The organism is Roseimicrobium sp. ORNL1 (assembly GCF_011044495.1).
GTDB lineage: Bacteria > Verrucomicrobiota > Verrucomicrobiia > Verrucomicrobiales > Verrucomicrobiaceae > Roseimicrobium.
The window spans coordinates 3,701,713-3,719,888 of sequence record NZ_CP049143.1; the positions used below are offsets into that span (position 1 = coordinate 3,701,713).

The window sequence follows — 18,176 nt, forward strand, 5'->3', positions numbered from 1 at the left end:
CGTATCCGGGCGCACTCTTATGCCCATCCTTTCGCCTTCCTCTGAATCGCTGCTGCGCCCCAGGTTGCGCAGGCGCAGTGCGGAATTGGCTGTCTGAGTAGAATCGGTAAGGGCGGTGCGGCAGCAGCCAGCCAGAGGTACCACGTGTTGCGCAGACCACCGCTTCCCTATTTCATCAGCGTAAGCCGGAGCCGCTCGGCCTCCAGCTTGGCGATGGCCTGCTCGCACTTGGTGATGGTCACTCCGCGTGATGAAACACGCCCATAGAGCTTGGCGAGGTTCTCCGCGTGGCGCTCCTGGTCGATCTTGCGGTTGAGGGCCTCAATCTGGCGTTCGATGGACACAATGGCTGCATTGATTTGCCTTTGCTGTTCCGCCTTTTTTTCTTCGTTCTGGGCCTGGACGGTGGCGACGTTTGACTGCTCACGCACGGTATCCTCCTCACGCTGGGCCTGCACCCGGGCTTCCGCAACATCCTGTTTGTCGAGAATCTCAGCCACGACCAGCACGTCATTGGTCAGGTCTTGCGGCTTTACTGCGAATCGCTTCCCTTGATAAAGAATCTCCGTGTCGCTGACCTTGGTCACTTCCACGCCGGCGGGCACGGAAGAGACACCTGTGTCAGTCATCACCGAGATCCGGCGTGCCGTGTACCACGCGGGAGGAAGCTGAGGCCCGGGAGCTTCTTCGACCGGCGCGGGTACGGAGCCCGGTGTCGTGTCCGCAGGCTCCACAGGGGTCGGACGAGCTGGCGGCTCCACAATCGGCCTGGGCTCGGGACTCTGGCGTGCGACAGGGACGGCGGTTGATTGTTCCCGAGCCGCAGAGCCTTTCTTTTCCACGAAGAAGAGAAAGCCCCCTCCGGCCAGGAGCACAAGAACAAGGAAAGTGTAGATATTCATTAGGTCGCTGCCCGATGATGATGCCATAACGCCCTATCCGCGCCATATTTTTCCTTTCGTGGCAATCAAAGGGGCGTAAAAGGCTGATTCGGAACGCTTCACCAGTGGTCGCACCGGCCTATCCGTAGGGAGGGCACCGAAAGGCCATGTCCGAAAATGGGGAAAATGAAGAATCACCTACCAGTTTCTGCCGGCGATTCAGAACCATAATCCCGCACAAGACGAGCCCCACGAGCCGGAAAAGCACCCTGAGCGGCAGACGAGAGAGCCGGAGTTCAGCGCCCAAGATGCGGAAGGCAAAGAATTATCCAAGGACCGACGCCAACACGGCGCAACCATAGCCGAGCCGAATACGGAAACAGGCAAGGACCAACCAGAACATCCGGAGTGACTCAGATCCACCACGGGCAACTGCACCCCGGATATCCAACCCTCAACGACCAGCGAATGATGAAAACGAGGCCAACCCTATGTCTGGCAGCGGTCGTTCTTTTTCCTCCTCCTGCTCGCACATGCGGAGCAACACGGAAACGGAGATTGCCTTTAAAGACGTTTCACAGGAATCGCGGCCTCTGTTAAGAGCAGAGAAGCGCATGCATTCCTGATTAAATGATGATCGACGCATTGATGGAGGCGCGAGCTTGGTACAGCACTCGCCTGTATTGGCTTTGTTACGCGCAGTACACGAGCGGTCATCACAAGCTCGGCTGAAGTCAGGAGTTGCATCTTCGAACTCTCCGACTCGAAAAACAAGGCTGGCGGAACGGACGGGACTCGAACCCGCAACCTCTGCCGTGACAGGGCAGCGCTCTAACCAATTGAGCTACCGCTCCAACCTTGTCTTCCCGGGTCTCGGGAAGGCGAAAAGACTAGCGTATATCGCGTTGTGCGCAAATGCATTTTGATGGTTTCTTGCAGAATCTTTGTGAATCAAACGACTCCATCGAAACAAAGCACGCCACCTTCAGGCTCTGCGTGATGTGAAGTGAGTCCGCAGCACTCGATGTGGGCACCTTTAGAGTCCTTCACGATGTTCCACGTCACCATCAAGATCCGATGCGCAGCGCGAGATTCCGGTGCCCACGCCATCATTGATCTCACATCTACTCACTGCTGCGTCCGGTTCGCGCCTTGAACCTTTCGCGCATGATGTCATCCACGTTGCGAAGCGGCCGATCAGGCGCTTCGGTGAGGACCTCTACCTTGCGATGCCAGGGGTCCATGTGAAGGACTATCCTCGGGATGATGCGGGAGCGTTGTGGGTCCGTCAGAATTCTGGGGTTGAAAGATTCGTCGCGACAGTCGTATGCGTGCAACTTCATCGGTCGGCTGCTCAAGTGGATCTCGAAGATGAAGGTTCCATCCTCATCCTCGTAGACCAGGCCTTCTCCCCGGCCTGCAATCCTGATGGAGAAGTTCGCGGCTTGTTGGGGAACCGGGCGCGCATGCATCGCTCGCACACAGCGTCGCATGGTCACGACCGTGATGCTCCAAGACGCCAGGGCCACGGCAAGAGGGATGGCGGCTTCGACCAGTGTTCGCATCGCAAAGGAACTCCCGAAATCGACAGGACGAGCACGCAACTGGGATGCCGAAACAAGGAGGATCGCTGCGCCAACCAATACAGAGAAGCTGGCGATCGCCCGGGCCGAGCGAAGCCAGTGATACCGCCTTTCCAAATGCAACCGGGGAAGAAGCACACACACGATGCCCACGATCGCCAGAGCCAACCCCGTACACACCACGCATGTCAGCGTGAAGCCCGGCGTGGATGGGATGCCCGGTGGAGGCGCGGCAAGCATGGGAGCCAGGAAAGCCAGCATGCAGACAGCCTAGCAGACAGAAGACAGCGTTGTCACGATTGGCCAGGCACGAGTACATTATTTCACCCCCCTTCACACACTCCCATGCCACAACGCAGCGCCGGAATGCTTGTCTTCAGACGAAAGGGTAGGGATGCCATCGAGCTGCTGCTGGTGCATCCCGGTGGCCCTTTCTGGGCGAAGAAGGACGCCGGCGCATGGTCCATCCCCAAGGGACTTGTGGAAGACGGCGATGAAGATGATGCCGCCACCGCCGTGCGGGAGTTCTCTGAAGAAACCGGCTTCGCCTGCCCGGTGGGAGAAAAGGTCGATCTGGGCGAAGTGAAGATGAAGTCCGGCAAACTCATCCGCGCCTGGGCTGTGGAAGGGGAGGTGGACCCCAGTCAACTCAAGAGCAATCTCTTCTCCATAGAATGGCCGCCGAAGTCCGGAAAGAGGCAGGAGTTTCCCGAGATCGATCGCGGCCAGTATTTCTCACCGGAGGAGGCAAGGCTCAAGCTGCACACGAGCCTGGTGCCGTTTGTAGATCGGCTGCTCCGGCAGTTGGGGATGATGAACGGCGATGCGAAGGAATAGAAACCCGCGCAAAGATGGGTGCAAAAGCACAGAGAGACCGCACCGCAATCCAGCTCGCCGTTCCGCGAGCTGGCTGCCGTGTGGCTGTGCTTCCTGCCAGGCAATGTCCTGGCTCGGTTTGTGCCAGGGTCTGGCTCTGGCTCTAGCTCTTGTCAGAGTCCTCGCTGAGCACGCACATCCGTTTGCCATCTTCGTGGCTTATGGATTTCACGGTCCAGGCTCGCGAGGTGCGTCGTGTATTGCCCGAGAGGGAGCTTGACTCCTTCTCGTTTTCCGACGGCTTCGTGGTACACACCAGAATGACGGTGCTCTTGAAAAGTTGTTGATATGGCATTGGGGGGGTGGGGGGGATTTGACGTTCTTCCGTCTCTCAATGGCGCCGTTCCGCTTCATCCCTGGTGAAGGACTTACAATGCACGGAAAAACGCCACAGAAATAAGAAGAGCCGACAAGTTAATCAAATTCTACACCCATCGCAAGTCGGACGTGATCTGGCTGTGCCATTGGCGCATGCATCCGTAGGATGAACCGGGGCTTAAGGAGGGAACGTCAGGTTTCTCCAGGAGCCTGCGGCTCGCTCTCATGGTGAGCTCACTCATGCCGTGGAGTGTCACTCCCTCGTGTGGCGGTATGTCTTTATGCAGCTAGACCTCAGTGGCTTACAGAGCCTCTTCAGCACCAGTCGCAGCCACGCTTGCGGATGCGACTGGGCCGCTTATCCTCGTGGCAGGCTCACCTTCCCTGGCGTTTTTCACCGCGAGAGTCGGCACGCCTCGCGCTGATTTTTTTTGCAGTTTTGTATGTCACTTCACGAGCAATCGCACCCACAGGAAGCCCCGGGGAACCTGAACGCCGAGACCGGCGAGGCCATCGGTCTCCATATAATCTTCAGGGTCGCCGCCAGAATAGTCGCAGTCTTGTTCGCCCTGTCGCTGCTTCCATTGTGGCTCTATCTATGCAGCATCACGGAATTGGGGCTGGACTATCCCATCCGGCGCGCCGGGGAAAGTGATTTGTATCCTGCCCGAGGCACCCTGGCTTTTTGGTGGATCTGCTTCATTCACATCTCCAAGGACTCGCTTCTTTCGTATGTGTTTGGCGGCATCCCAATCATCGGGGCCATCTGTGTCAGCTTGTATTACGGATTCTCGATCCGTACCTGGACAGCCCGCATCATCATTGCTCTCTTCATTGCCAGTGGTCCCTTCATCTGGGGCTACCTGCATATCCTCTTTTACGATTCCTGGCCCAACGTTGATGCCGTCTGGCAATCCCTCGGCAAGTTCCTCCAGAGATAGGAAGGCCATGCCTGATACCTGTGCCGGCCAGTCTCCGCCCCAGGTCGAGCTGTTCCCCGGCAGGTGCTTAATTCTTCCCAGACATGGCAGGGATAGCGCTCCAGATGGCGATCACTGCTCGCCCGGTTGCTCGACCTTGATCTCTATCTTGCGCGGTTGGGCATCCGGATAGTAGAGCTGCCAGGCGTTGTCATTGTCATCGGTGACCAGCCAGGGGTGGGTGAGGAAGGTCACCTGCTCCGCCGCTTCGCCCGGCTTCAGGGTATGGTAGAGCACCCGCTTTCCTTCAAAGCTCAACCAGTAGATCCTGATGGTTTCCTCAGTGCGATTGACGAACGTGACTTTCGTCTCGACGTCACTGTTGATGGACGTGATGCCAGCCTCCTCGGCCGCATGCCGGGTCTCAGCAGCGAGGGGAAGGATGGCCGCTGTCAGGGCCACGTAGAGCAGACAGAGCGGAAGCGCTTTCATGGTGTGTCGTGGGAAGCGTTGGAGAAATTTTCAAGTGCTCAGGCAGCGTCACTTTCTCGTTCACACACACCGTGCGTGAGGAGGGCAGGGAGGTGAGACTGCCAGGTGGCAAGTCCGAGTATGGGCAGGTTTGTCGTTCGGCGACCATCAAACATTCAAATGTCCGCTCGAAAAAGAGAAAATGGAGTTCCCACGAGCCCACGAAAACAGGCCGCTTCGTGCAGCTGCCTGGGTAAGGAAAGTATTAGTAGCGGCACGATTGCCCGAAACTGATGACGCTTTCTTCTTGTTCTCAGAGCAGCCAAAGACCAAATTATTGATAGGACGCTAATCGATCCTGTCTGAGATGAACTTTCCCGACGAAGCGATAGATTGGATCATGACAGCCTGCAGGAGTGCAGGCGCCCAATTTTCCGTACTCAGCGTGATCCAGAAATTGTCCGCGAGTCGTCCGGACCTCATCCACGAATTCCCCGATGCCTGGGATAGACTCGTCCGGGAGCGAAAGGTGCGTATTTCCCGCGCCGGTGAGCCGTGTCTGTATGAGCTATCGCAGTCGCATGGGGACGTTGGCTGACCGAACCCGCGCGAGCCCTGGGGCAAATCGAGTCCCCCTGGCCGATCGGGAGGAGAACTAGTGGAAGGTTGTGGTGTTGTGGAGTAAAGGTAACACAGTGGAAAAGTAAACACTGCATGAAGTCTGTGAGGTCTGGCGGTGCGGCTCTTGTCCCGAGGCCGAGGTAATTGGTTTACTGTGACTGGGCGATTACTGACTGGGAGGGAAGGAGGGGTCAAGGCTCAAATCCGGATGACGCTTCAGGAGCGGCTCCATAACCGATCGACAGCTATTTTTCTCCGCAGCCGAGTATCTATTCCACTCCCCCTTGCTCCAAAGAATCAAAAGTCGCTCCATCTCTCCGTTCGACCTTTCACACAGCCGTTCAAACCAGTGAACGGCGGTAATTGCATTCTTTACCTCGAGAGCACTTACTTCCAACCGCCCGGAGTCTTTGGGATGAGTGATTCTGTCGCGAACGATAATGGTCTCTAACAGCCTGCTCCATCCCTCGTCAGAGGCCCAATTTGGTGCCGCAATTCCAAGGTACTTTCTTTGCAGCTCAGTAAGAAAACGGATATTTGTCTTGGTTGAAATCTTTGCGTTTTCAGTTCCCAAGCCGCCTGAATCCTTGACCTTCGGGGTCGTTTCATCAATGAACATCAATTCCTCCGCGCTAAGGGTAAACCCCTTGAGATGCGACACATACTTAAGCACCTGTTTCGATACAAATGTAACTCCTTCGACTTGTGCCATGAAACATCGGACAAAGCTTCTCCTGGCGAACTGAGTATCACCCTCCCGAAGCTGCTGCAATGCATGAACCGTATCGTCGCGCAAAGCAGCAGCTACATCGAAACCGTCCAAGGCGACAATCATTGAACGAATGATTTCGGTGAAGTGCTCAACTGAAAGAGGCTGCATGAGGGAAAGGCTACGTTCAATTTTGAACCATGCTCTCGTAGAGCTGTGTTGACCAAGCGACCTCGGGCATCGGTCAGAGCCATGAGCTTGGTGTTGCGTCCACCACGCGTCTTTCCCATGGCTTGTGCGGCAGCACCGCCAGCGGGATTGGCCGCACATTGGTGCACCAGGATGTGAGTGCCATCCACCAAGCGCACCGGACCGCGGACTCGGCGCGTGAAGACCTCCAGGATTTTGAACCAAAGGCCCTCCTTGGCCCAGCGGCTGTGCCAGCCGTGAATGGTGGAGTACGGCCCGAACCGCTCTGGAAGGTCACGCCAGGGCCCTGCGTTGCGCAGGCGATAGAACAGGGCGTCCAATAACAGGCCCAAGTCGGTGCGAGGCCGCCCGCCTTGATTTACCTGGGCACCACCATTTTTGTGAGCCGCTTTTTCAGCGGCTCCCACCAGAGAAATCGAACTTTCATGTCGTTCCTATGCTGCCACCAAATGCCCTCTGAGCCACGTTATTTAAGACTCATTTGAGGTTCTCAGACACGACCTAGGAGCCCTCGCAAGGACCTACTCAATAACTTGAGACATAATAGTAATCTAGAGTGGGTGGGTGACTTTCTTCGTCTGCCTGTCTGTTCCAACCATTCTATTTCATATTACATGCAGTGCAGCGATACATTTCTATAACCACTCCCTCTGTAATTTTCATTATGCAGCACTCCGTAATTATCTTCTGCATATGTATGCGAATATCGAATGCATAACGGCGCAACCGCATGCATTACCCTATGATACACCAACGTTGATTGCAACAGGTGAGTGCTCATGATGCATCCGTGCCCCTCTCGTCGCCGCCAGGGGATTCGTCCTCGTTGACCACCTTTGTGCCAAGCTTTTTCCACAATCCCCGAATCGCACGCAGACCGGTTTGCCGCTTGTACTGGTCGCGAATCTCGCTGTCCAAATATTCGATATGGGCCTCAAGTTGGCGGACGTACAGCATCAGCTCTTTCCTCCGCGCAAGGGCTTCGTGATACCTCCGCGAATCGCAGTACTCCTCAAAAGTTCTTGCTATGGCATCGATGTAAAATCGCACATTCTCCCGCCTTGTCATCCCGCGCTGCCCTTTCCATCCCTCGAGCGAATTTTTCGAAGGATGCAAAGAAATCAAGCGGTTTTTCTTACTTTGCCACTAATCAAATTTCTTAGGGATGACCGGGCGTGAGTCGTTCAGCTGGTCGAGAGTTTTGAATCCGTGTTCGCTAGTTGAAGGTGGAGGCCCGCCTAAAACTTCGTGCACTTGCTGGTTCAAAATTACGAAAAGAACGACCCAAAAAAGCTGCACGAGCAGGATAACAAAAAGCATTCCAAGCGCGATCACGGAGACTCGCTTGTGGAGGGTGTAAATTTTTTGGAGAGTTTCTGCTGAATCGTAGTTCGCACCTTGCATCGGTTAAAAAGGCACGGAATCTCCATCTCAGCAACCGGCGGCGCTTCAAATTTGTGCATCTGGGTACGGCGCAGGTTGAGCGAGTAGGGGAGTCACAGCAGCTTTTCCGCCTATCTACGCACCTGCGGTGCATCGCCGTCCCGGCTTTTGAGTAAAACAGAAAGGCCCCCATCTACCCCGGCCTTTCCGTTTGACTCACGCCGGGATTTCTAACGCGGTCGCTTCGCTCCTTGGAGCTTCGGTTACGGCTCCGGCCCTTCGGGTAAACCAACTTCGTTGGTTTTCAATGCAGTTGTGCATTGAGACAAAATGATTGTTCCACATGGAACATGATACACCACATCCCGAACTATGAAGCCTACCCAAATCATCCGCCTTCTTCTTGATTCCATGGACATGCATGCGTTCGACCGCAACGCACTCTCCCGCGCCATCCGCAACGGTCGCAAAGCAATCACGGTTGAAAGCCTGCGCTACTGGACCAACTCCGCCAACAAGCACGCGGAGCGCGTGGCCGCATCTGAGGAACGAGTGGCAATGTTCTTCCTGCGCCTATGGGAAGGAGTGGCCGCGTGATTGCGACCCTTGACGTCAGCCCGGGGGAGGTGGCCTGCATGGTGCAGGCCGCCCACGATGCGCGCATCATGGCACGCACTACAGCCATTCTGACAGGGCAGGGGAGCACCCGCTACGCGGACCTACGCCACGAGGCAGCCCGCTTTGCCGCTCTAGAGCGGTCCCTGCTTAGGCTACAGGCAGAGCTTGCCATGAGCCCGGACTACGTCCTGCAGGTGCAGCTCAAGTAGTACTTTTGTTTGAGCCAGGCGCGGTGTTTTTCTCCTGCAGGAAGCTCTTTTTCTATCAGTTTTCCAGCGCAGCGGCGTGCGCATAACGCAGGCTCACCTCAGGACGCCCGGACACCTCGCGTTGTCTCCGGGCCTGCTTGGTTTCCGTGAAAATGGCACCGTCTGCGGTTCTCGCTGTAGTAATTTCGACGGGGCGGGAGTAGTACACCGAGCCGTCCTCAAGCACCACGATCCACCAAGGCGAAAGCCGTTGCGAGGCACAGAGGCGCAGGTCGTATTTCTCCACCCTGACCACACGCAGGCCCTCAATGGCACGCTCCCAAGGGGCTGCACGCGTAGACGCCCTGTTACTAAGGGCAGTGCCCTGCGCAGTGCGTGCGGTTGTCGTCTCCACCGGCCTTGCGTACAACGCCGCACCGTCATCCAGCTGGATATGAAGCCAGTGGCCCAGCCGGGGCGCGGCACAAAGACGCAGCTCGCGCAAGACCACGTCGCCAACGTACTTGCCATGCATCTGAATTACCCAATCCTTTTTAGCCATACAATTGTTAATGTTGTTTAAGTTCCTCTTGCTCCAGCACAAAATTTTCATGGGCTCGCGCCTCGTTTGAAGTGGCTTCCTCCGGTGGGGGTGCGTCCGGGTCTTCTGCATCCTCACGCCACCAACGATTACGGGCCTTGCAAAGCCGCATGGCCCACCACGCCTTTTCTAGGTACCTCAGTGCGTCCTGACGCGCCCCTATGTCCCTCGTGCGGTCCTCTGCGACAGCCCGCCACTTCTCCGCCTGCTTGCTCCAGTGAAACCAGCCAAGCCAGAGCGCGGCCTTACGTTCCGCTTGTACGTACTCTGGGCTCATTTGCCAAACAGGTTGCTTACGTCTTTGCCGGCCGCAGCTGCCGGCAGGGGAGACCGCCGCGATTCCTCGCTGGCGCCCACGCGAGGCGTGACGAACAGCAAAATTTCCTTGGTCTCCACGCCCTTTTTCCTGCTCCCAAAGACTGCACGAAGGCCTGGAACCCTAATCAGCCCCGGAATGCCAGTCGTTGTATTGGTGTCCCTTCGGGTGCGCAGACCACCAAGAAAAACGGTTTCTCCGTCCCCGCTGACAACAATGTTCTCCACCCCCTGCTCACTGATATTGGGCAGGCTGTCACCGCCGACCTCGCTAAAGCCTGTGATGTCATTCTTGCTCTGCTTGAAGTCGAGACGGATTTTACCTCCCGCAAGAAGGTGGGGTGTCACAGTCACATCAAGACGCACGGGCAAGTACTCCGTGGTGCGCACCGTGGCGGTTTCGGTAGTAGTTCGACCTGGGATCGGCACCCGCTCGCCAACGTAGATGTTTGCTTCCTTGTGATTGAGCGTCTGCAATTTTGGACGCTGTAGGATGCGGAAGTTTTCCAGCTTGGCGAGCGCCTGAATGATGACCGTGTAATCCTCACTGACCTGACCGAAAAGCGTAAGGCCCTCGCCACCGAAAAGGGCAGGGGAGCCGTTGCGAACCTGCGCCAAGTCAATCAAACTAGCCCCGCGGATGGTACCAGCGAGCCGCAAGGATTCTGTTGCCTGAGTGAAAACCTGCGACCAGTCCACTCCGATACTCTGCGAATCGTTGAACGTGTACTCCGCAATGCAGACATCGAGCTTCACCATGGCGGGAGGCTGGTCCATCTCCTTTGCCATGCGGAGCAGCTTTGTCCGGCCCTCCTTTGTGCCGTAGCACGTGATTGCATTGCTGGCATAATCCGGCACCACACGAAGCCCAAACGCGCCTAGAATGCCGCCTGCTTGCATGCTACCTGCACTTCCCACACCCTGAGCAGGGACAGGCATTTCAGGGGAGAACGCAGTTTGGCCGGGACTGACAATTTCTGACTCCAAACGGGCCTGCATGGAACTACCCTGAGAGCTGATGACCTGACTCTGGTTTGCAGCCCCAATAGCGGAAAGGAACTCCACGACGGGCAGAGCACTGAACACGAATCGTTCAGCATCGAGGGCCTCGACCCTGCGACGAAATGTAACGCGCCCTCGATCCTCGATGACCTCGACGCCCTCCAGCTCCAAAGCATCCCGAATCCACGTCGCCGCATCCGATGCGCTCATGGGCTTCATGGCCCTCACGGTCACACGCCTTTCCGCCAGCTCTGGATACACCATCACGCGGTGCCCGGTGCATTCCTCGTATGCATCCGCGACCTCCTGCACTGGTGAAGCTTCAAACTGCAAGCTGACCACCCCAACTAGGACAGCAAAAATCATACGTCAGTCGTCACCCCCTCCCGAGGCGATATTAAAAATGTTTACGATCATCTGGAATCCGAGGCCGAGGCCTGCGCCGGTGCCGAACCCCAGGCAGACCAGCCCCGCCGTGTAGACGAAATAGCTCTCCATTCTTCTTGTTCCTTTCGCGTTGGTTTTCTCGCTACCAGCTTGCGACCGCTGGCACAAAGCACGTAGTAACGCTGATGGGCAGTCACGATGCTCTCGACCAGGTCGCCCTCATAGGGCTTGCCGAGCTGAAGCAAGCCGCCGCCGCGCACGAAGATTCTCAACGGTTCATCCATCTGCGCCGCCACAAGCAAGTCATCTGACGAATCCACGGCCCACTCGAGTACGCGACCGGCGACAGCTACCTTGAACACCCGGGGCGCGATGATTTCCGGAGCAGGGGAGGCGGCATCCTTCGACGCAGCGACCGAAGGAATCAATTCACTGGGTTGCACTACTTCTGTTTGTTCGTCACGGCCCCAAAACAAGCCGTAGAACCTCCACGCACCAAAGAGGACCGACGCCAGCAAAAACAGCATCAGAATCGCGGAGGTGCGCGCGTCGTTGTTCTTCTTCTTCTTGCGCGTAGGCCCGCCGTCCTGAATCCCCAAGTTCCTGCCGTGCAGGTCGTGCGTGTTGTAGAGTTCAGCGATCTCTTTGCGGAAGCGGTGGTAAGTGGTCCCGATGCGATTTTTACCGTCGCCGCCCGCGTACCGTGTGCGCATGAAATCCCCGACAAAATGTTTCATCCACGGACCGATGAAAGGAATCATCTTCACCTGCGTGCAGTGGTAACGAATTTCCGTCATCCTGCGAAGCTGCGCGTCAATATTCTGCGCCGACTGGCTTGCAAAATACACATCGAGGCCTGCACGCCGAGACCACACCAGCAGCTCGAAGATATCCTTGTTTGAATCGCGTTTGCGTTGCTGGTCGTGTACGTGGAACGTGAGCGAGGCCTCATCGACCACAAGAAGATTCTCCGCACCTTCCGCACCTTTGCGCAACAGTGGCCGCCACTCGTCAGGATTCTCGGGGAGCCTCACGTACTGCTCAGTCCAACCCTTTTGGGCAAGCTCGTCATCGTTCAAGTGAATGTTGGTGTGCACCACGGCCCCCTCACCAAGGGCCTGATGTATGGTCTCCACGCAAAACATCGTTTTGCCTCCACCCATCACACCAGTTACAAGGTAAAGGCCCATGGCTAAAACGGGATGACCTCAAGCACAAACTCGATTGCCGCCTTGGTAAGGCGAATTACTACAGCCAGAACGGCCACCGCTGCGACGAGTGCGACCAAGGCGAACCCCTCAGACAGCGGGAACATGTAGTTGATGCGACTCAGCCAGGGACCCATGGAGGCCGAGGCGGTGCTAAGGTAAACCGTCATCGACCCCAAGCCAGACTGCACCGTGGTCCACAAATCATCGTTCAGCAGTACCGTTGCCACAGGAGTGGCAAAGAAGGTTACCACCGCAGCGAAAGGCGCAACCTTGCGCATGAACCAGCGGGCGATTTCGGAAAGCACCTGAAGGATGCCCACGCCGCCCCTGAGCCATTCGTACAAGTCAGCTATGCCAAGAATCTTTAACATGGTGTGATACAGTATAGGATTACACGAACGCGAATTTCAGCAGGCGGATACAGGTGAAAAACGCGTAAACAACCATCACGAGCAGCACGCCCCCACGGACGAGCTGAAACACTTCCGCGTACTCTGTGAGCTGAAAATGCACATTGCCGAAGTACGCGGTCTGCATCGTGAAATCTGGACTCTGGCTGCCACTGGCGGATGGGAAGGCATCGACCACGGACCCGAGCTGAGCAGCCACTGTAGCAATGCGGGTCTGCATTACTTCCAAGCTGGTATCGATGCCTTCGAGCAGGGACATGTCACCTTCTGCGGTGGCAATGCCTGAAGCGACAGCTTGTCCCGGCCCGGCTTGCGTTGGGTTGCCTATGGCTGTGCCCTTCAAGCCATCGAGTGTATCGTTCACGGCATCGACGGACTCTTTCACGCCATCTAGCCCATCTTCGACCCCCTCCATGTTGCCGCCGGTACCAGTACCCGAGCCCAACTTTCCCAAGATTTGCTGTGCGTCACTGTGTGCCACTGATGCATTGGCGTTTGCGATCGCACCGAGCCGTTGCAGCTCGTTGAGGATATTTTGGTTCAATGCGTTCGCCTGGGAGCCGGTCAGACCGTCACCACCGGAAACTTGCGACTGATTCGCTGCGGGCTGGTTCGCTATGGTGCCACCGCTTGAGTTGCTCTGACTCGCGGAACTCGGCGGGTTGTTGATGGGAATCATCACTGGCTTAGAACTCCAGCTCCCCACGTGAGACTCAGACTTTATGTTGCCGAGCTCCGGGTCCACATTCCAGTCGGTGCCAATAACGTCAATCTTGAACGGACCGCCTGAGCTGCCTCCTCCGCCGCCTCCTCCTGAGCCCGAGGGTGGACGGCTAAACGAAAACTGGCGACTTTCCCCGGGGGCGAGTGTGACCTTCTGAAACGGCAGGTCGTCAATCGGGTTGCCGTTCATGTCGGTGGGTTGGATGTAAAAATCCTTGGGCTCTGTGCCCGGGTTCGTCAGTGTAAAGCCAACCTTGTGCTCTCCTTCTTTCTGCGTTGGTGGAGGCTCCTGGACGATGCCAGCTTCGTTAACTGGCTTATCAGTGCCAAGCTTCTTTCGAGGCCCCGTCTCCCTGTAGTCCAGTATTGGTGTCGTGACGCCCGGCCACCCCACCACGACAGAATCGCCAACCCCATTTGGCACTGAAAACCAAGACTGAAGAGGAACGAAGTTTGAACCGTTGGTCAAATTGTATCCCACGAATAGCTCATAAGGGCCGGTATAGGCGGGGGTGGTGATGGTCTTCATCTGCCCATTGCTTCCCGGTGCGCTGCCGATGTTCGTGGGCGCACTGAGAACGTTGGTTCCGACCATGCGTGTTCGTACCACATAGTTATATCCGGTCGGCGCACCACCGAGCGTGTACGACGGAACCGGATTGACCTTGTAAAAGCTGACCTGCCCCTGCACGCTCACCGCGCAAGACCAAAGCGCGACCACAAGAGCCCAAGAACGAACGATAGACACAGCACCCATGGGATTGCCTCCGTCTGCATGCGCGTGAAGGGGAGGGCCTTCACCCCTGCGCCTGCTGATACAATGATATAGCCCTCTGACCAAGAAGCAGCGCCCACGCTGCACGAATCCCCAAACACAAGGCACGGGCCGGTCACAGCCACGCCTTCCACCGTGGCAGCCGATACATCCGTTATGTTGACTTCGACCATAAAAGAAGCTGGCCCCCCATCGGCCAGCAGTGCGCGGACGCGTCCGCTATTACACGCCGCGCTGGAGACGACGCACCACGAAGGAGCCGACGGCAATCACGCCAGCGATGGGCACGAGGCCCGCGAAAAGCGTGGTCGCGTCCGAGCTCATGGAGCTCATGGCGCTGTTGATGGCGGTATCATAGGCACCGGCTGAGGCCGAGGCGACACCCACGGCGAGGGTGCCAGCGACCACGAGGGCGCGACGAGCGGGAGCTGCGACGTACTGGGCGAGTTTCTTCTTCATCTTGTTTTTATTTGCGTTGTTGTTGTTGTTTTTCACGTCCCGGCAATCGCGCCGGAAATTATTCAGTGGCCACCGTGCCACGAGCGAAGGTGCACACCCTCAAAGTCTGCAAGCAGCAGGAGGCCCACAGAGCCCACGGCGTAGACCACCATGAGCCAGAGCGCGCCCTTGAGTGCAGAAGCGAGCATGAGGCGCGAATTTGGTGCTTTGCCAACCTGCCGGAGCGTGTCTGCACCGACGAGGAACACCAGTATCACCCAGGCGAATTGATAGGGGAGTATCATGCTAAAAATCCAAAGGGACCTCAATATAAGTTTTGCCTTCAGGGTTGCGAAGCATGCCTAAGGCAACCGACGCGTTCCACGACTCCGACTCGAGGAATACCCGCTGCCACGGCGTAAGTGACGAATCTTGCAGACCAAGCTCAAGGCACTGTTTACGCCCCTCAAGCATTGCAATAGAAAGCGGAAAACCTCCATGCTGTGCCTTTCTATCGCTCATCAAGCCGCAACCTTTTGGCTAGCGTTAAGGAGGCGGGTGAGAGAGCTAATGCCTGTGCTGTACGCTATGGCTTTGCCCTCGTGATAGTCGCGGACCTCCTTGGGTTTGGCCTCGTCACGGACAGCAATCAATGCCCTGTCGCGCAGGGTGGAGAGGTGCGCGATTTCGGCTTCAATCATTTTGGCGTCGTATTGTGCTTTCATGGCAAAATCTGGACATAGGTTCCCCATTCAAGTCCCCCGCCTGCGGCGGGAACCTTTGGGGGCGCTACGCGACCCGCTAGGTTCCCTCGATCCGCAGGCGGGATCCTCAGATGACAAAAGAGACTCCTGCAGGGTGCATGTTGGGCGCGTACAGCCCTCCATGGTATGCGGGGGTCTCTTTCGTCTTTTGAGCTACCAGCTCGCGCCGGTGGACCAGTGTCTGTGCCGAGATATCGGGCTTCCCAGACCCCTCCGAAGGCTTTGGCTTACGGCGCACATCCGCCCACTTCTTGACGAATGCGTCTGCCAAAATCACCTCGCGGTCGGTACCGTCGCGTCCGTCGAATTTGCACATCTCGTGCGCGTTCGCATGGCGTCGGCTCCACTCGTCTAGACCCTTGAGCACGTACTGCACGCCGGAGAGTGACGCATCAAATACGCGGACGTCCGAGTGCCCGAAGCCCACGCGACTGGCCATGGCTCTCATGGCAAATCGTTGGACCGCGTTCACTCGCCCAGGGGGAAAACCGCTAACGAGTATATGGAAGTGGTAGCGCCCGTTCAGCTCCCCGCGCTCCTCTCTGGCCGCCCACAGGAGACCCTTCCAATGCACCTTGTCGATGGCATGGCCGGTCTTTTTATCCCGCTTGGTGGACAGAATGGAACGCAGGAAGGCAAACAGCATTTTGCGCCGGTCGTCTTCCTTGGGCACGGTCACGCGATTCTTTTCCCCGTCCTCTGAACGATAGGTCAGAGTGACAAAGTACTGCCACGTTTCCAAGCTGAGGGTGTAGACGTCTGGCGACATCGTGCGAGAGCGCTGCGCGTTGAACTAGGCAGCTTTCTGCTGCCGGGTGGGCTGACCCAAGGGGGCAGGGGAGGACGCTGGGGCCGTCTCAGGCTCCAGCAGGTCGGCGAAATCTTCCGCCGACTTGTGACCGGGAACAATCTCACCACGGATGGACATGAAACCGTTCATGGCCTTCAGTTCCACAATCGCGATCGTCACCGGGTCGTCAGTGTATTCCCGCAGCTTCTTGTTTCCGAACTTGGCGCGGAATTTCTCCTCACCCATCGAAAATTGGAAGGGCGTGGTGCAACGGAAGACCTTCGTCTTGTCGCCCACAAGGATGCGGTAATTTCTGACGGGTTTGCCCGTCTGCTTGTCATTGAATTCGCTCAGTTCGACGCGTTGGATTTCACCGGTTAGTACCATGGTGTGATATAGGTTGATGTTTACTGATGGTTGCTGAAATGGGCAGGCTGCTTGGTATTGACTCCAGACCCGCGCCTGCCAGACGGGGGAGTTTCCGGGATGCCCAGGGCGCTTTTGGCCCTGCATGGCTGATGATTGCCGGAAAGGGTGACGCCATGGCCTCGATGGGGGAGGCCACAGCGGGAGAACAGGGCAGGGTAGAGGGTTACCCCGGCCCTGCGGCTCCAAATTTGGCGAGGGAGCGCCGCTCTACCTGTGCGCATGGCGACGCTTCCCTCGGTTGCGAGGGGGGTCGCATAGGCACGCCGGTTTCACTCGCGGCACGCCAATTCGCAAAGCAGCCCACTTCAGCTCCGTGGCTGAATGGCCGTCAATGATGCAATATTCCGTGTCTGTGCGAAAGCACGGCAGCACGGATTGCACCTGCGGCATACGCCGCACTTTGCGTTTATCCCTCATTGGTTGTTGTGGTCACTGACGGGTCTGAGAAACCCGGCTGCTGAGAACAGCGCCCCACGTTTAGCAACGAATCGCGATAAATGTCAAAACATTTTTTTACTCCGAATCATTGACTCGCTTGCTAGCATTGCGGAACCACGTCCAGGCGTTTTTCGGCAGGAAACCGTCGTACCTGTACGGGCAGACCTCCCAAATGAGCATGCGCCCGTTAGTTTCGAGACCATCTCCTTCGCATAGAGGCATAAGTCTCTTCCTCCAATTTTGAAGGTCCTTGTCTTCATCGTTGGCCAAGACAAGAAAGAGATTTGGGTCGTACCTGAGCCAGTCAACCGCATGACTCAACACGACCTCAACGTCAGAAGCCTTCACTGATTTCTTCGGTCTGATGTACAAATGAAATAAAATCATTGCGCTGGATCATCCTCCGCTTTTCGGCTTTTCCGACTCCTAGTCGGTGCTGAATCACCCTCGCCAATGAGCTTGAGATCGGGGGCGGGCGTGACCTCTCTCATTGGAAGGTCACCGACGTCCTTCTGACGCAATCGATGAAGAGCCACGTACTCAGATCCTTCCAACATCGCCAGTTCGGGGTGCTTTTCGGCGTAGTTAAACAGGCGGTACGCAAGATACAAAACGACAACCAGAAACACCCCCAGAGCTACAAACGCTACTGATTCAGTTCTTACCGCCGCAACTATGGCAGCGAGGCCAAAGACGATAGCGATTACCATGTAGGCGGTCCTAGCAACTAGGCCCTTCGGGACTTTAACCTTAGAAAGTATTTCTACAGGGTTGGCCATTGGAGCCTACGCGTTAAAAAACCCGTTCGTGTTCTCAGCACGAACGGGCGGGGTCAAAGACACCTAGCTACCAATGAGGGGAAGCTGTGAGGAAAATAGGGGGCTGCGCCCCAATTATCAAGCATCAATTAAAGGATTTCTTATTTCATATTACATGCATTGTACCAAGTTATTGAGCGGTTCGTTGGACGGTTACTGAGGCGCTTTGAGCCCTCATTTTCAGCGAATTTCGGAGATTCCCGCTCAAACCGCCTCCAGTCCGCCGAGGGGTCGGCGGACTGGTTTCTGACTCGCCAAGGGACTGGCGAGCTACGTTGGGTTTGGCCGCCGTTGGGA

21 protein-coding genes and 1 tRNA gene are annotated in these 18,176 nt (G+C 56.7%); 5 read left to right on the plus strand and 17 right to left on the minus strand.

What is annotated here, in order from left to right; translation table 11 throughout:
• Positions 1 to 167: 167 nt before the first annotated feature.
• The 3 genes from G5S37_RS14965 to G5S37_RS14975 all read right to left on the minus strand — a co-directional run bounded on the left by G5S37_RS14965 (position 168) and on the right by G5S37_RS14975 (position 2,602).
• The gene (locus G5S37_RS14965; RefSeq protein WP_165205277.1) at positions 168 to 902 is read right to left on the minus strand and encodes a hypothetical protein; all 735 of its coding nucleotides are present in this window, start codon (positions 900 to 902) and stop codon (positions 168 to 170) included.
• Positions 903 to 1,658: 756 nt separating this feature from the next.
• A tRNA-Asp gene (locus G5S37_RS14970) sits at positions 1,659 to 1,735 on the minus strand.
• A 270-nt stretch (positions 1,736 to 2,005) separates the two neighbouring features.
• Complete coding sequence (locus tag G5S37_RS14975; protein ID WP_206026463.1) at positions 2,006 to 2,602, minus strand: hypothetical protein; 597 nt, start codon at positions 2,600 to 2,602, stop codon at positions 2,006 to 2,008.
• 7 nt (positions 2,603 to 2,609) lie between these two features.
• Here G5S37_RS14975 and G5S37_RS32700 point away from each other — a divergent pair, with 7 nt between their 5' ends.
• From G5S37_RS32700 to G5S37_RS14985, 3 genes are all read left to right on the plus strand, one after another.
• Positions 2,610 to 2,738, plus strand: a complete 129-nt coding sequence (locus tag G5S37_RS32700; protein ID WP_276617047.1) for a hypothetical protein — start codon at positions 2,610 to 2,612, stop codon at positions 2,736 to 2,738.
• A 71-nt stretch (positions 2,739 to 2,809) separates the two neighbouring features.
• Entirely contained in the window at positions 2,810 to 3,301 is a 492-nt protein-coding gene (locus G5S37_RS14980; RefSeq protein ID WP_165205279.1) for an NUDIX domain-containing protein, read from the plus strand.
• Positions 3,302 to 4,101: 800 nt separating this feature from the next.
• Positions 4,102 to 4,599, plus strand: a complete 498-nt coding sequence (locus G5S37_RS14985) for a hypothetical protein (RefSeq protein WP_165205280.1) — start codon at positions 4,102 to 4,104, stop codon at positions 4,597 to 4,599.
• 111 nt (positions 4,600 to 4,710) lie between these two features.
• Here G5S37_RS14985 and G5S37_RS14990 read toward each other — a convergent pair whose 3' ends face one another.
• The 3 genes from G5S37_RS14990 to G5S37_RS15005 form a co-directional block, all read right to left on the minus strand.
• A complete protein-coding gene (locus G5S37_RS14990) occupies positions 4,711 to 5,070 on the minus strand; it encodes a hypothetical protein (RefSeq protein ID WP_165205281.1) in 360 nt (119 codons plus the stop codon).
• Positions 5,071 to 5,836: 766 nt separating this feature from the next.
• Positions 5,837 to 6,550, minus strand: a complete 714-nt coding sequence (locus G5S37_RS14995) for a hypothetical protein (protein WP_165205282.1) — start codon at positions 6,548 to 6,550, stop codon at positions 5,837 to 5,839.
• Between the two features lie 816 nt (positions 6,551 to 7,366).
• Positions 7,367 to 7,714, minus strand: a complete 348-nt coding sequence (locus G5S37_RS15005; RefSeq protein WP_165205284.1) for a hypothetical protein — start codon at positions 7,712 to 7,714, stop codon at positions 7,367 to 7,369.
• 630 nt (positions 7,715 to 8,344) lie between these two features.
• On the opposite strand from G5S37_RS15005, the gene G5S37_RS15010 reads away from it, so the two are divergent.
• Together G5S37_RS15010 and G5S37_RS15015 are read left to right on the plus strand one after the other, a co-directional pair.
• Entirely contained in the window at positions 8,345 to 8,569 is a 225-nt protein-coding gene (locus G5S37_RS15010; RefSeq protein ID WP_165205285.1) for a hypothetical protein, read from the plus strand.
• Positions 8,566 to 8,799: a hypothetical protein gene (locus G5S37_RS15015; RefSeq protein WP_165205286.1), complete on the plus strand. Its 234-nt coding sequence runs from the start codon at positions 8,566 to 8,568 to the stop codon at positions 8,797 to 8,799. Before G5S37_RS15010 ends, G5S37_RS15015 begins: the two co-directional genes overlap by 4 nt.
• 55 nt (positions 8,800 to 8,854) lie before the next feature.
• Here the strand turns inward: G5S37_RS15015 and G5S37_RS15020 are convergent, their stop codons facing one another.
• The 11 genes from G5S37_RS15020 to G5S37_RS15070 form a co-directional block, all read right to left on the minus strand.
• On the minus strand, positions 8,855 to 9,340 hold the full coding sequence (locus tag G5S37_RS15020) for a hypothetical protein (RefSeq protein ID WP_165205287.1): 486 nt from the start codon (positions 9,338 to 9,340) through the stop codon (positions 8,855 to 8,857).
• Positions 9,341 to 9,652: 312 nt separating this feature from the next.
• On the minus strand, positions 9,653 to 11,062 hold the full coding sequence (locus G5S37_RS15025) for a hypothetical protein (protein ID WP_165205288.1): 1,410 nt from the start codon (positions 11,060 to 11,062) through the stop codon (positions 9,653 to 9,655).
• 47 nt (positions 11,063 to 11,109) lie between these two features.
• Positions 11,110 to 12,273: a zonular occludens toxin domain-containing protein gene (locus G5S37_RS15030; RefSeq protein WP_165205289.1), complete on the minus strand. Its 1,164-nt coding sequence runs from the start codon at positions 12,271 to 12,273 to the stop codon at positions 11,110 to 11,112.
• A gap of 2 nt (positions 12,274 to 12,275) precedes the next feature.
• A complete protein-coding gene (locus G5S37_RS15035; protein ID WP_165205290.1) occupies positions 12,276 to 12,665 on the minus strand; it encodes a hypothetical protein in 390 nt (129 codons plus the stop codon).
• A 19-nt stretch (positions 12,666 to 12,684) separates the two neighbouring features.
• Positions 12,685 to 14,184 (minus strand): hypothetical protein, encoded by a 1,500-nt coding sequence (locus G5S37_RS15040; RefSeq protein WP_165205291.1) that lies wholly within the window; start codon positions 14,182 to 14,184, stop codon positions 12,685 to 12,687.
• 240 nt (positions 14,185 to 14,424) lie between these two features.
• Positions 14,425 to 14,661 carry a hypothetical protein gene (locus tag G5S37_RS15045; RefSeq protein ID WP_165205292.1) on the minus strand — a complete coding sequence of 79 codons (237 nt, stop codon included), beginning with the start codon at positions 14,659 to 14,661 and terminating at the stop codon, positions 14,425 to 14,427.
• Between the two features lie 62 nt (positions 14,662 to 14,723).
• Positions 14,724 to 14,945: a hypothetical protein gene (locus G5S37_RS15050; protein WP_165205293.1), complete on the minus strand. Its 222-nt coding sequence runs from the start codon at positions 14,943 to 14,945 to the stop codon at positions 14,724 to 14,726.
• A gap of 216 nt (positions 14,946 to 15,161) precedes the next feature.
• Positions 15,162 to 15,365: a hypothetical protein gene (locus G5S37_RS15055; RefSeq protein ID WP_165205294.1), complete on the minus strand. Its 204-nt coding sequence runs from the start codon at positions 15,363 to 15,365 to the stop codon at positions 15,162 to 15,164.
• A gap of 106 nt (positions 15,366 to 15,471) precedes the next feature.
• The gene (locus G5S37_RS15060) at positions 15,472 to 16,173 is read right to left on the minus strand and encodes a hypothetical protein (protein WP_165205295.1); all 702 of its coding nucleotides are present in this window, start codon (positions 16,171 to 16,173) and stop codon (positions 15,472 to 15,474) included.
• A gap of 24 nt (positions 16,174 to 16,197) precedes the next feature.
• Positions 16,198 to 16,581 (minus strand): hypothetical protein, encoded by a 384-nt coding sequence (locus tag G5S37_RS15065; protein WP_165205296.1) that lies wholly within the window; start codon positions 16,579 to 16,581, stop codon positions 16,198 to 16,200.
• 863 nt (positions 16,582 to 17,444) lie between these two features.
• Positions 17,445 to 17,840: a hypothetical protein gene (locus G5S37_RS15070; RefSeq protein ID WP_165205297.1), complete on the minus strand. Its 396-nt coding sequence runs from the start codon at positions 17,838 to 17,840 to the stop codon at positions 17,445 to 17,447.
• Positions 17,841 to 18,176 lie beyond the last annotated feature (336 nt).

Bases quoted from the DNA above. Each gene is read 5' to 3' on its own strand.
- G5S37_RS15040 (WP_165205291.1), bottom strand. From the start codon at position 14,184: ATGGGTGCTGTGTCTATCGTTCGTTCTTGGGCTCTTGTGGTCGCGCTT.
- G5S37_RS14965 (WP_165205277.1), bottom strand. From the start codon at position 902: ATGAATATCTACACTTTCCTTGTTCTTGTGCTCCTGGCCGGAGGGGGC.
- G5S37_RS14985 (WP_165205280.1), top strand. From the start codon at position 4,102: ATGTCACTTCACGAGCAATCGCACCCACAGGAAGCCCCGGGGAACCTG.
- G5S37_RS15065 (WP_165205296.1), bottom strand. From the start codon at position 16,581: ATGGTACTAACCGGTGAAATCCAACGCGTCGAACTGAGCGAATTCAAT.
- G5S37_RS15060 (WP_165205295.1), bottom strand. From the start codon at position 16,173: ATGTCGCCAGACGTCTACACCCTCAGCTTGGAAACGTGGCAGTACTTT.
- G5S37_RS15010 (WP_165205285.1), top strand. From the start codon at position 8,345: ATGAAGCCTACCCAAATCATCCGCCTTCTTCTTGATTCCATGGACATG.
- G5S37_RS15025 (WP_165205288.1), bottom strand. From the start codon at position 11,062: ATGATTTTTGCTGTCCTAGTTGGGGTGGTCAGCTTGCAGTTTGAAGCT.
- G5S37_RS32700 (WP_276617047.1), top strand. From the start codon at position 2,610: ATGCCCACGATCGCCAGAGCCAACCCCGTACACACCACGCATGTCAGC.
- G5S37_RS15050 (WP_165205293.1), bottom strand. From the start codon at position 14,945: ATGATACTCCCCTATCAATTCGCCTGGGTGATACTGGTGTTCCTCGTC.
- G5S37_RS14990 (WP_165205281.1), bottom strand. From the start codon at position 5,070: ATGAAAGCGCTTCCGCTCTGTCTGCTCTACGTGGCCCTGACAGCGGCC.
- G5S37_RS14980 (WP_165205279.1), top strand. From the start codon at position 2,810: ATGCCACAACGCAGCGCCGGAATGCTTGTCTTCAGACGAAAGGGTAGG.
- G5S37_RS15035 (WP_165205290.1), bottom strand. From the start codon at position 12,665: ATGTTAAAGATTCTTGGCATAGCTGACTTGTACGAATGGCTCAGGGGC.
- G5S37_RS15045 (WP_165205292.1), bottom strand. From the start codon at position 14,661: ATGAAGAAGAAACTCGCCCAGTACGTCGCAGCTCCCGCTCGTCGCGCC.
- G5S37_RS15020 (WP_165205287.1), bottom strand. From the start codon at position 9,340: ATGGCTAAAAAGGATTGGGTAATTCAGATGCATGGCAAGTACGTTGGC.
- G5S37_RS15030 (WP_165205289.1), bottom strand. From the start codon at position 12,273: ATGGGCCTTTACCTTGTAACTGGTGTGATGGGTGGAGGCAAAACGATG.
- G5S37_RS15070 (WP_165205297.1), bottom strand. From the start codon at position 17,840: ATGGCCAACCCTGTAGAAATACTTTCTAAGGTTAAAGTCCCGAAGGGC.
- G5S37_RS15055 (WP_165205294.1), bottom strand. From the start codon at position 15,365: ATGAAAGCACAATACGACGCCAAAATGATTGAAGCCGAAATCGCGCAC.
- G5S37_RS14995 (WP_165205282.1), bottom strand. From the start codon at position 6,550: ATGCAGCCTCTTTCAGTTGAGCACTTCACCGAAATCATTCGTTCAATG.